The sequence below is a fragment of the Stutzerimonas kunmingensis genome (assembly GCF_032106285.1).
Lineage (GTDB): Bacteria > Pseudomonadota > Gammaproteobacteria > Pseudomonadales > Pseudomonadaceae > Stutzerimonas > Stutzerimonas kunmingensis_B.
Genome location: NZ_DAMCPO010000003.1, coordinates 129,605 through 148,499, shown reverse-complemented (window position 1 = coordinate 148,499; position 18,895 = coordinate 129,605). Strand labels below are relative to the sequence as shown.

Genomic DNA, 18,895 nt, shown 5'->3' with positions numbered 1-18,895 from the left:
GCGAGTCCTACTTTTTCGAAGCCTTTGCCCGCTCTGACTGCTGGTTCTTCCAGACAGTCAGGTTGTGCGCCACCAGTTGCTCAGGCACACCGGCGGCGCGCAATTCTGTCATCTTCCGCGCCAGTTGTCCGCGCAGCCAGGGATCATTGCAGGCCGAGTCGTGCGAAATGGCCAGGTGCATATCCCGGCCTACCACTGGAGGTTCGAGACGCTGCACCTTGTCCAGCAGCCCCAATGCATCAGCCGCCGCGACTGCACTGTACCGCTCATGCAGCAAGTAGTCGCCATTGCCCGCCACGATCCGCTTCAGCCCCTGAGCGAGGTCGGCAACCGGCTGCAATTGCAGGTGTTTTTTCGCGAAGGCGTCGAACTCGCTACCGAAGCGGCTGGTGCCAGCGATCAAGCCGGCGTGGCCTCCCAGATCTTCACGGCTGGCATAGAAGAAGCCAGGCTCATTGCGTACCCAGGCGACGGTCTGCAATTGCAGGATGGCCGGGTGGACGAAATCCAGTTCTTCGAGCCGCTGCACCGTCAGAGTCGCATCGGCCAGTACATCGACCCGACCACTGCGCACCTCTTCGAGCGCTTTGGTTCGGTCACCGGTGTAAAGCAGGTCCAGTTTCAGATCGAGCGAGTCGGCGATCTGCCCGAGCAGGTCCGCATTGGCCCCGATCAGACGCTTGGGGTTCTGCGGATCGCGCCAGAGAAAGGGAGGGTTGTCCGCTGCGCCAGTCGCCACCAGACGGTCGCACTTCCCCGCTGCCGCTGCCGTGAATGGCGTTGCCAACACCAGCGCGACCATGGCCAATTTCAACGGAAAAGCGAAACGCATGAAGATCCCCTTATTGCGCGAGTTAACTGATGCTGATCGAAGTTCGCCGATGGTACACCGGCGAACCCGCCGATCGCCCATGAAAAAACCCGCTACATGAGCGGGTTTCTTCAACAGCAATCAGCTTCAGACGAGCTTTTCCAGCTCCGGCACGATCTCGAACAGATCGCCCACCAGGCCGTAGTCGGCAACCTGGAAGATCGGCGCTTCCTCGTCCTTGTTGATCGCGACGATCACCTTGGAGTCCTTCATACCCGCCAGGTGCTGGATGGCGCCGGAGATACCCACCGCGATGTACAGCTGCGGTGCGACAATCTTGCCGGTCTGGCCGACCTGCATGTCGTTCGGCACGAAGCCGGCATCGACCGCGGCACGGGATGCACCAACCGCAGCGCCGAGCTTGTCGGCCAGCGAGTACAGGTGCTTGAAGTTGTCACCGTTCTGCATGCCACGACCGCCAGATACGACGATCTTGGCAGCGGTCAGCTCGGGACGATCCGACTTGGCCAGCTCTTCGCCAACGAAAGCGGACTTGCCAGCATCGCCAGCGCCTGAGATCTGCTCGACCGCAGCCGAACCGCCGGTGGCATTCACGGCATCGAAGCCGGTCGCACGCACGGTGATGACCTTGATGGCAGCGCTGGACTGCACGGTAGCGATGGCGTTACCGGCATAGATCGGGCGCTTGAAGGTATCGGCGCTTTCAACGGCGATGATCTCGGAGATCTGATCGACATCCAGTTGAGCAGCAACGCGCGGCAGGAAGTTCTTGCCGTTGGTGGTGGCAGCCGCCAGCACGTGGCTGTAATTCTTCGCCAGGTCGGCGATCAGCGGCGCGACGTTTTCCGGCAGCTGATTGGCGTAAGCCGCGTCGTCGGCGACCAGTACCTTGGCCACGCCTTCGATCTGCGCGGCTGCTTCGCCGATGGCACCGCAGCCGCTGCCGGCTACCAGTACGTGGATGTCGCCGCCGATGGCCTGGGCGGCAATCCGCTTGGCGGCGGCAACGGTGTTCAGAGTAGCGGCCGCGAGGACGGCATTATTGTGTTCAGCGATAACCAGGATAGTCATTTAGATTACCTTCGCCTCGTTCTTCAGTTTCTCGACCAGTTCAGCCACGGACTTGACCTTGATACCAGCGCTGCGGGCAGCCGGCGCTTCGACTTTCAGGGTCTTAACGGTCGACGTGGTGGTGACACCCAGTGCATCCGGAGTCAGCGTTTCCAGCGGCTTTTTCTTGGCCTTCATGATGTTCGGCAGCGACGCGTAGCGCGGCTCGTTCAGACGCAGGTCGGTGGTGACGATCGCCGGCAGGCTGAGCGCGACGGTCTGCAGGCCGCCGTCGATTTCGCGGGTCACGTTGACCTTGTCGCCAGCCACTTCCACCTTGGAGGCGAAGGTGCCCTGGGCATAGCCGGTCAGCGCGCCGAGCATCTGCCCGGTCTGGTTGTTATCGCTGTCGATCGCCTGCTTGCCGAGAATGACCAACTGCGGCTGCTCCTTGTCGACCACGGCCTTGAGCAGCTTGGCGACAGCCAGGGAGTTCAGTTCGTCGTTGGACTCGACCAGCACGGCACGGTCGGCGCCCAGCGCCAGCGCGGTGCGCAGCTGCTCCTGGGCAGCGGTCGGACCGATGGAGACGACAACGATTTCGCTCGCCACGCCCTTCTCTTTCAGGCGTACGGCTTCTTCCACGGCAATTTCGCAGAAGGGGTTCATCGACATCTTGACGTTGGCGAGGTCAACGCCCGAATTGTCCGCCTTGACGCGAACCTTGACGTTGTAATCGACCACTCGTTTGACAGCTACAAGAACCTTCATGGATTCCTCGTTACTCTCCGGTGAATAGAATTCCGCCGAGGCGAACCGAGCCTTGCTCGTGGCTTGGGTTTTGATAGCCGCTGCCCTGTTCGGCGAGTGCAAACCGTCCGTATCTTGACCGCAGGCCGCGGACGGGGTCAACAACGCATATGACCCGTCATAACGACGCGGTTCGGGCGATTCTAACAGGCTTCCAGAAAATTCAAACAAACGTTTGTATTGGACCGATTCGAGCGTCTATATATAATGCGCCGGCCCGGCTCGGTCAGGGACCGATCACAGCCCTCCACCACTTATATAACAACCAAGCCCTGAGTAGGAGAAAGCCCAATGGAACGCGAATACATGGAATTCGACGTTGTCATCGTCGGCGCCGGCCCTGCAGGCCTATCCGCAGCCTGCCGCCTGAAGCAGAAAGCCGCCGACGCTGGTCAGGAAATCAGTGTATGCGTCGTTGAGAAAGGCTCCGAAGTAGGCGCCCATATTCTATCCGGCGCAGTCTTCGAGCCGCGCGCACTGAATGAGCTGTTCCCTGACTGGAAAGAGCTCGGCGCCCCGCTCAACACGCCGGTCAAGCGTGACGACATCTACCTGCTCAAGACCGCCGAAGCCGCCAGCAAGCTGCCCAACGCACTGGTCCCCAAGACCATGCACAACGAAGGCAACTACATCATTTCCCTCGGCAACCTGTGCCGCTGGCTGGCCCAGCAGGCCGAGAATCTGGGTGTCGAGATCTACCCAGGCTTCGCCGCTCAGGAAGCGCTGATCGACGAGAACGGCATCGTGCGCGGTATCGTCACCGGTGACCTTGGCGTCGACCGCGAAGGCAATCCGAAGGAAGGCATGTACACGCCAGGCATGGAGCTGCGCGCCAAGTACACGCTGTTCGCCGAAGGCTGCCGCGGTCATATCGGCAAGCAGCTGATCAACCGCTTCCAGCTCAACGCCAACGTCGACCCGCAGCACTACGCCATCGGCATCAAGGAACTGTGGGACATCGACCCAGCCAAGCATGAGCAGGGACTGGTCGTGCACACCGCAGGCTGGCCGCTGAACGACGAAAACACCGGCGGCTCCTTCCTTTATCACCTGGAAAACAATCAGGTGGTCGTCGGCCTGATCGTCGACCTGTCGTACAGCAACCCGTATCTGTCGCCGTTCGATGAATTCCAGCGCTACAAGCACCATCCGGTGGTGAAGCAGTACCTGGAAGGCGGCAAGCGCGTTTCCTATGGCGCACGTGCGATCGCCAAGGGCGGCATCAACTGCCTGCCGAAAATGGTATTCAACGGCGGTGCACTGATCGGCTGCGACGCCGGCACTCTGAACTTCGCCAAGATCAAAGGCAGCCACACGGCGATGAAGTCCGGCATGCTGGCTGCCGACGCGGCTGCGGACGCACTACTGGCTGGCCGTGAAGGTGGCGACGAACTGAGCACTTACGAAGAAGGCTTCAAGTCCAGCTGGCTGTACGACGAGCTGTACAAGAGCCGCAACTTCGGTGCGGCCATTCACAAGTGGGGCGCAATCAAGGGTGGCGCGTTCAACTTCATCGATCAGAATATCTTCGGTGGCAAGATCCCCTTCACCCTGCACGACACCAAGCCGGACTACGCCTGCCTCAAGACGGCGGCAGAGTCGAAGAAAATCGACTACCCCAAGCCGGACGGCAAGCTGAGCTTCGACAAGCTCTCCTCGGTATTCCTCTCCAACACCAACCACGAGGAAGAGCAGCCGGTTCACTTGAAACTGACCGACCCGAGCATTCCGATCGAAAAGAACCTGCCGATGTACGACGAGCCGGCACAGCGTTACTGCCCGGCCGGCGTTTACGAGGTCGTGAGCAACGACGATGGCAGCAAGCGCTTCCAGATCAACGCGCAGAACTGCGTGCACTGCAAGACCTGCGACATCAAGGACCCGGCGCAGAACATCACCTGGGTCGCGCCCGAAGGTACCGGCGGGCCCAACTACCCCAACATGTAAGACCAGCAAAAAAGGCTCCCTCGGGAGCCTTTTTCGATCATGGGTAACGAAACAGGCGGCGCACTACTCAGCGGCGCCAATCGGGAAGAACGTCCCGCCACTCCACACACCGAGGTAATCCTTGCCATCTACCTTGCCGGGCACCGCCAGCTCCACAAGCTCATAAAACACATTGCGATGAATCAGTGCCTCGAGGTTGGCACGCACATGCACATATGGCGCCGGCTCCTGCGTTTGCGGGTCGGTGACAACGCGCAAAGGGTGCTCTTCACCAGCCTCGACCTCGTCCTCGACATTGGTGATAAAGCGCAGGCTTTGCGTCTCACCCTCGCCACTGACTTCCAGCCGGACCGCAACGAAAGGCGCATCTTCGACCTGGATACCGACCTTCTCTACCGGTGTCACCAGGAAGTAGTCGTCGCCGTCGCGGCGAATCACCGTGGAAAACAAACGCACCATTGCCGGCCGCCCGATTGGCGAACCCTGATAGTGCCAGGTTCCGTCGCGCGCGATGCGCATGTCCAGATCGCCACAGAACGGAGGGTTCCACAGATGCACCGGCGGCGACCCTTTCTTCTTCCCGCCAGCGGGCAGCTGCGCCAGCAGATCCCCAGCCTTGCCTGTATCGGTCATTCGGTCCTCCTAGATTGAATGAGGTAATCGCCTGTTCCCGATACTGCCACATCGCTCAACGCGACAGGCCCAACAACCGACGAGCATAGTCCTGCAGTGGCGGACGCAAGAGTTGCTCCGGCTTTGCGTCGTAGATGCCGAGCACGCCGCCACGATTACGAATGCGAGCGGTATCGACCAGATAGCGAGTTCCGGTTTCCACCAGCATCAACTGCACCACGCCGGAATCGACACCAAGGCGATCCAGTGCGCGCTGATCGTTCAGCTCGTCGAAACTGCCGATGCGATCATCAGCCGCGGCAAACCGCAGATACAGCAGATAATGCGCGCCCATTGCCGACGCTTCGGCCATTGCCTCCTCGAGCCCGAGCGGGCCACGTGCTCGACGAACCATTGGGAAGTACTCGACAAACCCGCTGAAGGCCTCTTCGGCCACGACGTTCGGCCGCGGGTATGCGTCTCCGGGCGGCACGAAATGTCCCTGCGCGATATAGATGAATGAGTCCGCCTGCAGGCGCCAGGAGTTGGAACGACGGGTTTCGCTGTGATCCAGAATTCCGGCATCGCGAAGGTGATAACGGGTACCCTCCGCCATGTCGCTGACCTTCATGCAGCCAGAAAGCATGAGCAATGCAAGCAGGCCAGGCACTGCCAGTAACAGAAATCGCATGGAACTCACCTCATAGGGCCGGCGACGAAAAACCGACGATTCGACAGCCAATGCAGCATCCACGCCACTTCCAGCACCGAGGCGAGCCGGTTCAGCTGGATGCGCTCGACTGGCGGCTACAGCCCTCGCTGCCACTCCTGACGCAACGGAGCGTTACGCGGGTCTTCGATGGCCTCACGTACCCGACGCAGCAGGCCCGGTTTATCGACACCCAAAATGCCCTTGAGCACCAGATAATTGGACGCGTGATCGCTGCGAAGAACCGTATCGGTCAGCTGCAGATCCTCCAGCAACCACTCCAGCTCGCGAAACAGATCGGCCGGCACCAGCGGCTCGAAATCCTCGAAGGTTTTCCGAAAACGCGCTTCACCCTGCGGAAAACTGACCACCAGCGTGGACAGAAACTCGGGCTGCGCTGCATTCATCAGCCGCGCCGAATTGCGTGCGTGCTGGCGACTCAGTTGGCGACCGCCAAGCCCGTTGAGAATCATCACCGAGCGTGCGATGCCCGCCGCCCCCAGCTTATCCAGCGCGCTGAGCGTCGATTCGTAGGTCTCCCCCTTGTTGACCAGCGCCAGCACCTCATCGTCGCCGGACTCGGCGCCGACATAGGCCATGCCGAGCCCCGCATCCGCCAGTTCCTGCAGCTCGGCAACCGACTTCTTGCGCAGGTTGCGTGGCAGGCAATAGCTCGAGACACGTTGAACTTCGGGCAGGCACTGGCGGATCTGTTCAAGGATTCTCAACAGCCGGTGGGTCGGCAACACCAAGGCGTCACCATCGGCGAGGAATACACGCTGCACGATCAACTGCTCGCCGCAACGACGGATCTCGTCGAGCACCTCCGCCTCATCGCGAGCACGAAACTTCTTCTGCGGCGCGGTATACATCTCACAGAAGGTACAGCTGTTCCAGGAGCAGCCATTGGTCACCGGCAGGATCAGCGAATGCGCCTCGCTGGGTGGCCGAAATACTGGCTCGATGTAGCGGATGGGAAACTCGCTCACGTTCATTGCGTCCACGCCTGTTCAATCTTCACGCTGCCGCCAATTCAGTCACGCTTGCGCTTGTTGCCCATGCGTACGCCGATATCCATGAGGAACTGGAAGAAGCCGTCCTGATCTTCCAGCACGTTGCTCCAGAACGGCGAGTGGTACAGCGCCACCGCACCATGCACCAGCGCCCAGGCGGCGCAATAGTGGAAATACGGCGGCACGTCTTCCAGCTTGCCTTCGGCAATACGGCCTTTGATCAACTGGGTCAGATGTTCGAAGTTGGAGGCGCGGATGCTGTGCAGCTGCTCGACCATTTCCGGCACCTGATTGCCCTTGACCACTTTCTCCTCGAGGCGGTCGAACAGCCGATAGCGCTGCGGGTCGCGCATGCGGAACTCGAAGTAGGCGCGCGAAAGCGCTTCCTTGTCGCGGTCCAGGTCGGGAGAGTGGAGGATCTGGTTCAGGTCGCGCTCGTAGTCCAGCATCAGCCGCAGGTAGATTTCGGCCTTGGACTTGAAGTGCTTGTAGATCGTGCCTTTGCCGATACCGACCGCATCGGCAATCATCTCGACAGTAACGCTGTCCTCTCCCTGGTCGAGAAAAAGCTGCAACGCGGTATCGAGGATTTCCTGTTCGCGGCGACGAAATTCGCGGACCTTACGAGGTTCATTCTGCATAGGAAGGCTGCTTGAGGTGAAAAACGAAGCAGCCATTATGCCTAACCGGTCATGAAATGCACGGGACATCCAACCATGATTCAAATAAATGACGAATTCCCGCAAATAGTCGGTTTGCGATATCTGAACCATGCTGCCGTCGCTCCCTGGCCCAGGCGGGCCGCTCGGGCCGTGAGCGCCTTTGCCGAGCAGAATGCAACCTTGGGCGCGCGCGACTACCCCGAATGGCTCACAGTGGAACGCAGCCTGCGCCAACGCCTGACGCGACTGCTCAACGCGCCGAGCAGTGCCGATGTGGCGCTGGTCAAGAACACATCCGAAGCGCTCTCATTCGTCGCCTTCGGGCTGGACTGGAAAAGCGGTGATCAGATCGTGATCAGCGACGAGGAGTTTCCGTCCAATCGAGTGGTCTGGGAGGCATTGCGGCCGCTCGGCGTGAAAGTCATTCAGGTCAGTCTCAAGGGTGTCGATCCCGAGGCTGACCTCCTTGCAGCGTGTGGTCCTCGGGTACGCCTGATGTCGATCAGCGCCGTGCAATATGCGAGCGGCATGCGTTTGGATCTTCCGCGCCTGGGCGAAGGCTGCGAGCAACGCGGCGTGCTTCTGTGCATCGATGCAATCCAGCAATTGGGCGCCTTGCCCTTCGATGTCCAGCAGAACCGTTGCGCCTTCGCCATGGCGGATGGTCACAAGTGGATGCTCGGCCCGGAAGGACTCGGTGTTTTCTATTGTCGCAGCGACCTACGCGAGCAACTGAAACTGCACGAGTACGGCTGGCACATGCTGGAGCACGCCGGCGACTACGACCGTAGCGACTGGGAGCCCGCACGCAGTGCCAGGCGGTTCGAGTGCGGCAGCCCGAATATGCTGGGAGCAATGGCACTCGAAGCCAGCCTGTCGCTGCTGGAGGAAGTGGGGATGGAGCAAGTCGCCAGATCGCTGGACGAGCGAATCGAATGGCTGACTCACGGGATCAGCAAGCTGAAAGGAGTAGAAACCCTCTCGCCAGGCCAAGCGGAGAGACGCTCCGGCATCGTCACGTTCCGCCTCGACGGCTGGCCCAATGCCACTCTGTTCGAGCGACTCAAGACTGAACAGGTCGTGTGTGCACAACGCGGCGGCGGCATTCGCTTCTCGCCACATTTCTACACGCCGGAGCACGTCATAGACGAAACGCTAGGCCTTTTGCATGACCTGGCTGCGCACTGAAGGCGATCAGCCAGCGAGACTTGTATTCCAAATGCGTTTAAAAATCAGGGAAATCCGCCGGCAAACCCGCGGAGCAGCGTTAATACTTGAGTAACTGGCCGGGCAATCCCCCCACTGCCCAGCCAGATGAGGTCGCTAGGATTGCGATTTCATACTCCTAATGGTCTTGGCCCGGCTTCCCTGGAAACCGGGTTTTTTTTGCTCTCAGGTCTGGGACTGCGCCAGCAAACGAGTCCGCAGCCGGTAGCACAGCCAGAGAAACCCGACCCAGACCGGAATCGCGAACACCGACATGCGGATGCCGGGTAGCCACAGCATGATGATCAGGATCCCGCTGACGAAGGCCAGGCACAGGTAATTGCTCAGCGGGAACCAGAACGCCTTGAAGCTCGGCTCAACGCCCTGGCGCTGCATGGCACGACGAAATTTCAGGTGCGCAAGGCTGATCATCGCCCAGTTGATTACCAGCGCAGCCACCGCAAGGGACATCAGCAGTTCGAGCGCGCCCTGCGGAAACAGGTAGTTCACCGCCACGCAGAGCAGGGTTACCAGGGCCGACACGCCCACCGCTAGCACCGGGACACCGCGGGCATTGATCTTCATCAGGCTGCGCGGCGCATCGCCCTGCTCTGCCAGGCCGTACAGCATGCGGCTGTTGCAATACACGCCGCTGTTGTAGACCGAAAGCGCAGCCGTCAGCACGACGAAGTTCAGCAGATGCGCCGCCGCATCGCTGCCGATCAGCGAAAATATCTGCACGAAGGGGCTGCCGCTGTAGGGGTCGCCCGCGGAGCCCAGCGTCTGCAACAGTGCGTCCCAGGGATACAGCGCCAGCAGCACCGTCAGCGCGCCTATGTAGAAGATCAGAATGCGATAGACGACCTGATTGATCGCCTTGGGAATCACGGTTTTTGGCTCCGCCGCTTCTGCCGCCGTGATGCCGACCAGTTCCAGTCCACCGAAGGAGAACATGATGATCGCCAGCGCCAGCAGCATGCCGCTGAAGCCGTTGGGGAAGAAGCCACCGTGCGTCCACAGGTTGCTGATGCTTGCCTGCTCGCCCCCCTGGCCACTGACCAGCAGGAAAAGCCCGAGCAGGATCATGCCGACGATGGCGGCGACCTTGACGATGGCAAACCAGAACTCGGCCTCACCGAAAGCCTTGACGTTGCTGAGATTGATCAGATTGATCAGCACGAAGAACGCAGCGGCTGTGGCCCAGGCGGGAATATCAGGCCACCAGAACTGCACGTACTTGCCGACCGCCGTCAGCTCGGCCATGCCCACCAGGACGTACAGCACCCAGTAGTTCCAGCCGGAAAGGAACCCCGCATAACCGCCGCCATATTTGTGTGCGAAATGGCTGAACGACCCTGCGACCGGCTCCTCGACGATCATCTCCCCCAGCTGGCGCATGATCAGAAAAGCGATGAAGCCACCGATCGCATAACCCAGGATCATCGACGGGCCGGCACTTCTCAGAACTCCGGCCGAGCCCAGGAACAGTCCCGTTCCAATCGCTCCGCCCAGGGCGATCAGCTGGATATGACGATTCTTCAGACCGCGCTGGAGCGGTCCGGTGTGCAGCGTTTCAGCGGTCATACGCCACCTTGTGGATCTTCAGAGCAAGAAAAGCGCCGCTCGTGACGGCGAGAAAGAAGGCAGCGCACCGGACGTGCTGGAAAGCATCAATCCTGCGTGGCGGCGACGTCAGCTGCGCACCCTGGCCAGCGGGAACAATGTCTTGAAGTTGGCAGTGGTTTGCTCAGCCAGCGCCTCGAACGGAACGCCACGCAACTCCGCAACAAACTCGGCGACCTCCCGCACATACTGCGGCAGGTTGGCTTTGCCACGGTGGGGAACCGGCGCCAGATACGGCGAATCGGTTTCGACCAGCAAGCGATCAGCCGGCACTCTGCGGGCCACATCGCGCAGCGCATCGGCATTTCGGAACGTGACGATCCCCGACAGAGAGATATAGAAACCGAGATCAAGCGCAGCCTTGGCCATGTCCCAGTCCTCGGTAAAGCAATGCAATACACCCGCCTGCGGCAGCGCCGCTTCACGCAGCAGATCCAGCGTATCGGCGCGGGCAGCCCGGGTGTGCACGATGACCGGTTTGCCGGTCAGCCTGGCTGCTTCAAGATGCAGCCGGAAGGACTGCTGCTGCATCTGCGCAGCTTCGGGCTCGTAGTGGTAATCCAGACCGGTTTCACCAATGGCAACCACATGCGGGTGCTGGAGCTCGCCAAGCAACCAGTCCAGCACCGGCTGGCTCGTCGGCTCGAGATCCAGAGGATGAACACCGATCGAGCAATCCACGTCGGCATAGCGCTCGGACAGCGATCTGACCGCCGCTGCGTTGTCGGCGCTAACGCCGATGCAGAGGAAATGCCCGACACCGCGCGAGCGCGCAGCGTCCAACGCGGCATCCAGTGAACCGTCATGTGCGGTCAGGTCGAGTCGGTCAAGGTGACAGTGGGAATCTACCAGCATGAAATGCACTACTTGCTATCGCGAAAAAGGGGCGATTGTAGAGCAAATGGCCGGTTGTCAGGAAAGGCCAACGAACACCCTGCCGTCTGGCGAGGGATGACGTTCAGTGACTCAGAGCGTTACATCGTGTGGGTCGGGCGGTCGGATTTGAGCGCACCGGCCAGATAGGTTTCGATTTTGTTGCGTGCGGTACTGTCGCCTTCGTTGAACTGCACGCCAATTCCCGCGGCGCGACTGCCCTGGGCACCCTTTGGGGTGATCCAGACGACCTTGCCGGCAACGGGAATCTTTTCCGGCTCGTCCATCAGGTTGAGCAGCATGAACACTTCGTCGCCAAGCTTGTAGCTCTTGTTGGTCGGGATGAACAGACCACCATGCTTGATGAAGGGCATGAACGCGGCATAGAGCACCGACTTGTCCTTGATGGTCAGGGACAGGATGCCATTACGCGGACCAAGATTTGCTGGCAGGCTCATGCGGTGTTCCTAACGAAAATTCCAGTCGATTCTAGCCCGCGCCGGGCAGCGTTGCCCACTGCACCAGCAGCGCTTCGAGAAGCAACACACGGTTGAGGTTGGCTTTGCCTAGCACTTTTTGCCGATGTTCGAGCAGCCAGTCCTGCAGCGCCATCACTTTGTGTTGCGCTGACTTCTGCGCAAGGTACTGCAACACCTTCTGCATATCGGCTGCACCGAGCTCAGCATCATCACCGGCCATCTGATACCGCAGGATCAGATGCGTCCACTCGCAAAACCAGTCGAACAGCAGGATCAGCGGCAGCGCATTCCAGCCCTCAGCCAGCTGACTGGGTGACTGTTGCTGCTTGAGCAGCTTCTTCACGCTGTCGACAACCTGCGCGCGCAAGTCCAGTACTTTCTGCTCATGCAACTTCAAGGCGGCCAGAGGCGACCCCGCCGCCAGTGTCAGTAGCTGCTCACGCAGCTCCGCTGCCAGCTCGGGGAGCTGTCCAGCCAGCCAGTCGAGACTCTGTTGCCGTCCCGGCAGAGGGCAGGCCTGCTGCACGCAACGGCTCTTGATGGTCGGCAACAGGCGACTCGGCTGGTGACTGATGAGCAGCAGTACCGTATCGCCGGAGGGCTCCTCGAGGCTCTTGAGCAATGCGTTGGCCGCATTGAGATTCATCGCCTCGGCGGGCTCCAGCAGTATCACCTTGCGCCCACCCAGCTGCGCAGTCTGGGTGACGAAGCCGACCAGATCACGCACCTGGTCGACCCGTATGGCCTTGTCGACCTCTTCCGGCTCGAGGATGTAATGGTCGGGGTGCGTATGTGCAGCCAACAGCTGACAAGCCTTGCATTCACCACAGGCCGTGGCGTTCACGGGCCGCTGGCAAAGCAGCAGCGCCATCAATTGCTCGGCTAGCTGCCGCTTGCCGATGCCGCCAGGACCGTGCAGCAGGTAAGCGTGAGCATGCTGCGTACGAACTGCCAGCTGCCGCCAGAGCTCCGCCTGCCAGGGGAGGACGTCAGCCATCGAGGCGCCCCATCAGATCGGGAATCAGGGCCTGTACATCCTGCTGCACGACATTCAATGGCTGCCCTGCATCGATGATTCGATAGCGCGACGGCGCAGCCTTGGCGCGCTCCAGATAGGCGCGCCGTACCGATTCGAAAAAGCGGAGGCCTTCCTGTTCGAAGCGATCCAGACGACCGCGCGCCGCCGCACGGGCCAGCCCCACCTCGACCGGCAGATCGAAGATCAAGGTCAGATCAGGTCGCAGCTCGCCCTGCACGAAGGCTTCCAGCTGGGCGATCCGCTCGATAGAGAGCCCTCGCCCCCCGCCCTGATAGGCATAGGTGGCATCGGTGAAACGATCGCAGAGCACCACCGCCCCGCGCTCCAGTGCCGGGCGTATGACCTGCGCGAGATGCTGAGCACGTGCGGCGAAGACCAGCAGCAACTCGGTATCCACCGCCATCGGCTCGTCGGCCGGGGTGAGAAGCAGCTCGCGGATACGCTCGGCCAGCGGCGTCCCACCGGGCTCACGGGTCAGCACGACATCCACGCCACATGCGCGCAAGCGCTCGGCGAGATATTCACGATTGGTGCTCTTGCCGGCCCCTTCAGGGCCTTCGAGGGTCACGAAGAGTCCTTTCATTGTACGTTTCCGTTGTCCGCCGGTGCCTGCCGTGGCGGCGGGCTGGAGCGGTAGTCGGCACGGCGCTTGAGCTGATACTCGCGCACCGCACGGTTGTGCTGATTGAGCGTATCGCTGAAAACATGGCTGCCATCGCCACGGGCGACGAAGTAGAGACTGGTGCCATCCGCCGGATGGAGCGCGGCGCGGATCGCCTCGCGCCCGACCATCGCGATCGGGGTCGGCGGCAGGCCGGCATTGGTGTAGGTATTGTAGGGTGTCGGCGTGCGCAGATCGGTGCGGGTGATCCGGCCCTTGTACTTCTCACCCATGCCGTAGATAACGGTTGGGTCGGTCTGCAGCAGCATGCCCCGCGCCAGCCTGCGCACAAAGACGCCGGCAATCTCTCCACGCTCGCCGGGCACGCCGGTTTCCTTTTCTATGATCGAGGCCATGATCAGCGCCTGATAGGCGTCCTTGTACGGCAGCTCCCTGGCACGCTGCTGCCATTCCTCTTCGAGAACCTGCTCCAGGCGGGCGAAGGCACGGCGCAGCAGGTCCTCGTCAGATGTACCGCGGGTGAAACGATAGGTATCTGGGAAGAAGCGTCCTTCCGGGTGCTGGCCCGACGCACCGATGCGCGACATGATTTCGGCATCAGTCAAACCATCCAGGGTTTGCTCCAGCTTGGGCTGACTCTGCAGGGCGCTACGCAACTGGCGGAAGTTCCAGCCCTCGACCAGGGTCAGGCTGTATTGCACCACTTCGCCACGCTGCCAAAGCCCGATCATGTCCCGCGCCGTCATAGTGGGGGTCAGGCGATACTCGCCGGTGTGCAAGCTCTGCCCGGACAGGTTCAAACGCCAATACAAACGCAACCAGAAGGCATCCTCCAGTACGCCTTCGGCCTCCAACCGCTGAAGCACGCCACTGGGCGTATCGCCCGGACGCACGTCGAGCAGCAGGGCCTCGTCGGTAACGGCCAGAGGCTGCTCGAGCGCAGCATGCTGTTTCCAGGTGAACAGTCCGAGCGCAATCGCCGCCAACAGCAACCCTGTCAGCAGCAGAACAAGAATTTTACGGATCACGAATCACTCAACAGGTCGGCGACAACGGACTGCAGTTTACGGGTCAGCGGACCGACGGGCCAGACGCACTCGGCCAAAGCTGTCACGGGCCAGATGCCGTAAAGGCTGTTGCAGAGGAATACCTCATCGGCCTGCAAAAGCTCGGCATAGCTGATGTCGTCGATCACGACCGGGAGCCCGTGCTGTGCTGCGCGCGCAATGATCTCCGCACGCATGACCCCAGCGACTCCGCAACGAGTCAGCGGCGCGGTGCGCAGTTTGCCGGCTTCCACGATGAACAGATTGCTGAAAACGCCCTCCACCACCCGGCCGGACATATCGCGCATCAACCCTTCCGCGTAGACCGGATCATGCCACTCGGCACGCGCCAACACCTGCTCCAGGCGATTCAGATGCTTGATGCCGGCGAGTCGCGGTTGCTCGGCAAGCCGGGTCTCGCACGGAAATAGCCTGATGCCGGTTTCAGCATGCTGTGGCGGATAAGCTGGAGAGGACGAGCCTAACAGCAGACGCTGCGGCTGACACGGCTGTGGCGTTGCATAACCACGCTGTCCGGCGCCACGCGTGACGATGAGCTTGGCGACGCCCTGCCCCAGTGCCCGGCAGAAGCGCATCAGCTCATTGCGCAGCAGATTTGCATCAACGGGAATGGCGAGCCGCTCACAGCCATCTTGCAGCCGCTGCAGATGGCGTTCGACCAACCGCGCCTGGCCACCTGCGACGCGAATAGTCTCGAACAGCCCATCGCCGTAGGCCAGTCCTCGATCATGAATGGGCAGCCCATCACAGGGCTCCCCGTTCAGCCAGCTCAATGTCACTCGGCGAACCGGCGGAATACCAGCGAACCGTTGGTTCCGCCAAAACCGAACGAGTTGGACACCGCCACCTCAATCGGTCGGGGCTTGGCCTCGTGCGGAACGAAATCGAGGTCGCAGCCTTCATCCGGCTCATGCAGATTGATGGTCGGCGGCGCGACCTGATCACGAATAGCCAGAACACTGAAGATCGCTTCCACCGCACCGGCAGCACCCAGCAGGTGGCCGACCATGGATTTGGTGGAACTGACCGACAGCTCATAGGCGTGATCACCAAATACGCTGCGAATAGCAGCAGCCTCGGCCTTGTCACCTGCGGGAGTCGAGGTGCCGTGTGCATTGATGTAATGCACCTGATCGACATTCAACTGGGAGTCCTTCAGCGCATTGCGGATGCAGCGCGCAGCACCGGCGCCGTCGTCGGGTGGCGAGGTCATGTGGTACGCATCGGCGCTCATGCCGAAACCGATCAGTTCGGCGTAGATGTGCGCCCCCCGGGCCTTGGCATGCTCCAGCTCCTCCAGCACCAGCGCACCGGCACCATCGGAGAGGACGAAACCGTCGCGCCCCTTGTCCCAGGGCCGGCTCGCAGCCGCCGGGTCATCGTTGCGGGTGGACAGTGCGCGTGCTGCCGCAAAGCCTCCGATACCAAGCCCACTGGCAGCCATCTCGGAACCGCCGGCCACCATGACATCCGCCTCGCCATAGGCGATGTTGCGGGCGGCCATGCCAATGCAGTGGGTGCCCGTGGTACAGGCGGTAGCGATCGCATAGTTGGGGCCCTGCAATCCCAGATGGATCGACAGGAAACCAGACACCATGTTGATGATGGAGCCCGGCACGAAGAAGGGAGATATACGCCGCGGACCTTGCTCGATAAGTGCCTTGCAGCTGTTTTCGATATTGGTCAGGCCGCCGATACCGGACCCCATCGCGACGCCGATGCGCTCCCGATTGGCGTCAGTGACCTCCAGCCCGGAATCACGCACCGCCTGGAAACTCGCGGCAAGGCCGTACTGAATGAAGAGGTCGAGCTTGCGTGCCTCTTTTGCCGGCAAATACTGCTCGACATCGAAGCTTTTGATCGACCCGCCAAAACGAGTGGAATAGGCAGAAAGATCCATGTGCTCGATCAGGCCGATACCACTGCGGCCGGCGAGAATTCCCTGCCAGCTGCTTGGCACATCGTTACCCAGTGGCGATAGCATGCCCATCCCGGTGACTACGACGCGTCTACGCGACACAGCGATTACTCCTATACCTAAACGTACTTGGCTCGGTTCCCGCCAAGACAGGAACCATCCCCGGTTGGGTGCAATGGAGCCCCCGCGACCTGGATGAATCCCTCTCAAAGAAAAGCCGCACTACCTCGTTCAAAGGCAGTGCGGCTGTTCCTGTTTCTGAAGCAGATTACAACTTACTGCGCGTGCGCGTTGATGTAATCGATGGCTTCCTGAACGGTGGTGATCTTCTCAGCTTGCTCGTCCGGGATCTCGGTCTCGAATTCCTCTTCCAGAGCCATCACCAGCTCAACGGTGTCAAGAGAGTCGGCACCCAGGTCTTCGACGAAGGAAGCGCTGTTGGTTACTTCCTCTTCTTTAACGCCAAGTTGCTCGGCAACGATTTTCTTGACGCGTTCTTCGATGGTGCTCATACCTTGTTTTCACTCCTATGGAAAAATCAGGCAGCTGGTTTGCGCGGTAGTGTATAGAAAGCGTTTTCCGCATTTCAAGCTGGAAGCAGGCAAGCATGACGCCGCCTTCAACCTTCTGTCTATAAACCAGCTGCGGTTTTATAGCTAATTTAAAGACAGCCTCTAAGACTGTCCTCCTGCGTAGGGCGTCACACTCAGCTCATGTACATGCCGCCATTCACCGGAACGGTAGCACCGGTGACGTAGGCAGCGCCGTCCGAAGCGAGAAACGCAACGACCTTTGCAATTTCTTCGGCCTGACCGAGACGTCCCAGGGGAATCTGCCCCACGAGCGCATCACGCTGGGCTTCCGGCAACTCGCGAGTCATGTCGGTATCAATGAAACCAGGCGCCACGGAATTCACCGTGATACCACGAGAACCGACCTCACGAGCCAATGCACGGCTGAAACCCTCCAGACCGGCCTTGGCTGCCGCGTAGTTTACCTGTCCGGCGTTGCCCATGGCACCAACCACCGAACCGATATTGATGATTCGACCCCAGCGAGCCTTGGTCATGCCGCGCAGCACGGCCTTGGAGAGGCGATACAGGCTATTCAGGTTGGTGTTGATGACGTCATGCCACTCATCATCCTTCATGCGCAGCATCAAGTTATCGCGGGTAATACCGGCATTGTTGACCAGAATTGCCGGCTGTCCGAGATGCTGCTGAATGTGCTCAAGAGTGCTGCTGACAGATTCATCGTTGCCAACATCGAGCACCAGCCCAGCGCCTTCGATACCGTTTTCCCTCAGTGTCTCGGCGATGCGCTCGGCGCCGGTTGGCGTGGTCGCAGTACCAATTACGATCGCGCCCTGGCGGCCCAACTCAAGGGCAATGGCCTGGCCAATACCGCGGCTCGCGCCGGTTACCAACGCCACCTTACCTTGCAGATTCATAGCATTCTCCTTGTTCAAGCCAATGCGGCACGAGCGACCGCGAAGGCCTCGGGGGTATCCAGATTGTAGGTGCTGACGCCCTTGACGCAGCGTTTGTTGAGGCCCGACAGAACCTTGCCGGGTCCGCACTCGACCAGCGAGGTGACGCCACGGTCTCCCAGAGCAACCATGGACTCGACCCAGCGCACCGGACTGTAGAGCTGTGCCAGCAGATCACGCTTGAGCACTTCCAGATCCGCGACGACTGCTGCGCTGACGTTCTGCACCAACGGAATCTGCGGCGCTTGCCATTCGATCGACTCCACCGAGGAAGCGAAGCGTTCGGCAGCCGGACGCATCAGATCGCAATGAGAGGGGACACTCACCGGCAAAGCCATCGCACGCTTGGCACCTTTGGCCTTGCACGCTTCGATCGCGCGCTCTACCGCCGCCGCACTGCCGGCAATCACCACCTGACCCGGAGCGTTGAAGTTGACCGCACTGACCACCTCACCTTGCGCGGCCTCGGCACAGGCGGCCAATACATCGGCATCTTCCAGCCCGAGAATGGCGGCCATGCCGCCCTGCCCGGCCGGCACTGCCTGCTGCATCAATTGACCGCGCAATTCAACCAGCTTGATGGCGTCAGCGAACGGCAGGCTGCCCGCCGCCACCAGAGCGGAGTACTCACCGAGGCTGTGTCCGGCAACGAATGCGGGCTGCGCGCCGCCTTCTGTCTGCCACAAACGCCAGATTGCGATGGAGGCGGCAAGAATCGCCGGCTGGGTCTTGTCGGTCTGATTCAGCTGTTCTTCCGGACCGGTCTGGGTCAACGCCCAAAGGTCGTACCCGAGCGCCGAAGATGCCTCGGCAAAAGTATCGACGACCACGCTTTGCTGGGCACCCAGCTCGGCCAGCATGCCAAGGGACTGAGACCCCTGACCGGGAAAGACGAAAGCAAGTGATGCGGACATGAAACGACTCTCTTGTGGTTCTGTTCGTCT

At 60.7% G+C, this 18,895-nt stretch carries 20 protein-coding genes; 2 read left to right on the top strand and 18 right to left on the bottom strand.

Going from position 1 to position 18,895, the window contains the following annotated elements; translation table 11 throughout:
- Positions 1-7: 7 nt before the first annotated feature.
- The 3 genes from RT582_RS03875 to RT582_RS03865 all read right to left on the bottom strand — a co-directional run bounded on the left by RT582_RS03875 (position 8) and on the right by RT582_RS03865 (position 2,653).
- Positions 8-832: a substrate-binding periplasmic protein gene (locus RT582_RS03875; RefSeq protein WP_031298316.1), complete on the bottom strand. Its 825-nt coding sequence runs from the start codon at positions 830-832 to the stop codon at positions 8-10.
- A 126-nt stretch (positions 833-958) separates the two neighbouring features.
- The gene (locus RT582_RS03870) at positions 959-1,903 is read right to left on the bottom strand and encodes an electron transfer flavoprotein subunit alpha/FixB family protein (RefSeq protein WP_014820880.1); all 945 of its coding nucleotides are present in this window, start codon (positions 1,901-1,903) and stop codon (positions 959-961) included.
- Positions 1,904-2,653: an electron transfer flavoprotein subunit beta/FixA family protein gene (locus RT582_RS03865; protein ID WP_041014470.1), complete on the bottom strand. Its 750-nt coding sequence runs from the start codon at positions 2,651-2,653 to the stop codon at positions 1,904-1,906.
- A 330-nt stretch (positions 2,654-2,983) separates the two neighbouring features.
- Here RT582_RS03865 and RT582_RS03860 point away from each other — a divergent pair, with 330 nt between their 5' ends.
- Positions 2,984-4,639: an electron transfer flavoprotein-ubiquinone oxidoreductase gene (locus RT582_RS03860; protein WP_313476591.1), complete on the top strand. Its 1,656-nt coding sequence runs from the start codon at positions 2,984-2,986 to the stop codon at positions 4,637-4,639.
- 63 nt (positions 4,640-4,702) lie between these two features.
- On the opposite strand, the gene RT582_RS03855 is transcribed toward RT582_RS03860, so the two are convergent.
- The 4 genes from RT582_RS03855 to RT582_RS03840 all read right to left on the bottom strand — a co-directional run bounded on the left by RT582_RS03855 (position 4,703) and on the right by RT582_RS03840 (position 7,614).
- Positions 4,703-5,272 (bottom strand): DUF1285 domain-containing protein, encoded by a 570-nt coding sequence (locus tag RT582_RS03855; protein WP_313476590.1) that lies wholly within the window; start codon positions 5,270-5,272, stop codon positions 4,703-4,705.
- Between the two features lie 55 nt (positions 5,273-5,327).
- Positions 5,328-5,942: a DUF4823 domain-containing protein gene (locus RT582_RS03850; protein WP_230356519.1), complete on the bottom strand. Its 615-nt coding sequence runs from the start codon at positions 5,940-5,942 to the stop codon at positions 5,328-5,330.
- Positions 5,943-6,058: 116 nt separating this feature from the next.
- Positions 6,059-6,955 carry a radical SAM protein gene (locus RT582_RS03845; RefSeq protein ID WP_313476587.1) on the bottom strand — a complete coding sequence of 299 codons (897 nt, stop codon included), beginning with the start codon at positions 6,953-6,955 and terminating at the stop codon, positions 6,059-6,061.
- A gap of 38 nt (positions 6,956-6,993) precedes the next feature.
- A complete protein-coding gene (locus RT582_RS03840; protein ID WP_003299617.1) occupies positions 6,994-7,614 on the bottom strand; it encodes a TetR/AcrR family transcriptional regulator in 621 nt (206 codons plus the stop codon).
- 75 nt (positions 7,615-7,689) lie between these two features.
- Between RT582_RS03840 and RT582_RS03835 the strand changes: the two genes are divergently transcribed.
- Positions 7,690-8,823: an aminotransferase class V-fold PLP-dependent enzyme gene (locus tag RT582_RS03835; protein ID WP_102832544.1), complete on the top strand. Its 1,134-nt coding sequence runs from the start codon at positions 7,690-7,692 to the stop codon at positions 8,821-8,823.
- 204 nt (positions 8,824-9,027) lie between these two features.
- Here the strand turns inward: RT582_RS03835 and RT582_RS03830 are convergent, their stop codons facing one another.
- From RT582_RS03830 to fabD, 11 genes are all read right to left on the bottom strand, one after another.
- Complete coding sequence (locus RT582_RS03830) at positions 9,028-10,425, bottom strand: amino acid permease (RefSeq protein WP_179486151.1); 1,398 nt, start codon at positions 10,423-10,425, stop codon at positions 9,028-9,030.
- A 108-nt stretch (positions 10,426-10,533) separates the two neighbouring features.
- Complete coding sequence (locus tag RT582_RS03825; RefSeq protein WP_042922599.1) at positions 10,534-11,319, bottom strand: TatD family hydrolase; 786 nt, start codon at positions 11,317-11,319, stop codon at positions 10,534-10,536.
- Positions 11,320-11,438: 119 nt separating this feature from the next.
- Positions 11,439-11,795: a PilZ domain-containing protein gene (locus RT582_RS03820; RefSeq protein WP_003283656.1), complete on the bottom strand. Its 357-nt coding sequence runs from the start codon at positions 11,793-11,795 to the stop codon at positions 11,439-11,441.
- A 31-nt stretch (positions 11,796-11,826) separates the two neighbouring features.
- Positions 11,827-12,813: a DNA polymerase III subunit delta' gene (locus tag RT582_RS03815; protein ID WP_313476584.1), complete on the bottom strand. Its 987-nt coding sequence runs from the start codon at positions 12,811-12,813 to the stop codon at positions 11,827-11,829.
- Complete coding sequence (gene tmk / locus RT582_RS03810; RefSeq protein ID WP_041014478.1) at positions 12,806-13,438, bottom strand: dTMP kinase; 633 nt, start codon at positions 13,436-13,438, stop codon at positions 12,806-12,808. Before tmk ends, RT582_RS03815 begins: the two co-directional genes overlap by 8 nt.
- The gene (gene mltG, locus RT582_RS03805; RefSeq protein WP_313476581.1) at positions 13,435-14,505 is read right to left on the bottom strand and encodes an endolytic transglycosylase MltG; all 1,071 of its coding nucleotides are present in this window, start codon (positions 14,503-14,505) and stop codon (positions 13,435-13,437) included. The genes tmk and mltG overlap by 4 nt, the downstream gene beginning before the upstream one ends.
- Entirely contained in the window at positions 14,502-15,317 is an 816-nt protein-coding gene (gene pabC / locus RT582_RS03800; protein WP_104097253.1) for an aminodeoxychorismate lyase, read from the bottom strand. Before pabC ends, mltG begins: the two co-directional genes overlap by 4 nt.
- A gap of 2 nt (positions 15,318-15,319) precedes the next feature.
- Positions 15,320-16,564 (bottom strand): beta-ketoacyl-ACP synthase II, encoded by a 1,245-nt coding sequence (fabF, locus tag RT582_RS03795; RefSeq protein ID WP_031298320.1) that lies wholly within the window; start codon positions 16,562-16,564, stop codon positions 15,320-15,322.
- A gap of 173 nt (positions 16,565-16,737) precedes the next feature.
- Positions 16,738-16,974, bottom strand: a complete 237-nt coding sequence (gene acpP, locus RT582_RS03790) for an acyl carrier protein (protein ID WP_003283670.1) — start codon at positions 16,972-16,974, stop codon at positions 16,738-16,740.
- A 194-nt stretch (positions 16,975-17,168) separates the two neighbouring features.
- Entirely contained in the window at positions 17,169-17,912 is a 744-nt protein-coding gene (gene fabG / locus RT582_RS03785) for a 3-oxoacyl-ACP reductase FabG (protein ID WP_014820894.1), read from the bottom strand.
- Between the two features lie 14 nt (positions 17,913-17,926).
- Complete coding sequence (fabD, locus tag RT582_RS03780; protein ID WP_104097252.1) at positions 17,927-18,865, bottom strand: ACP S-malonyltransferase; 939 nt, start codon at positions 18,863-18,865, stop codon at positions 17,927-17,929.
- Between the last annotated feature and the right edge of the window lie 30 nt (positions 18,866-18,895).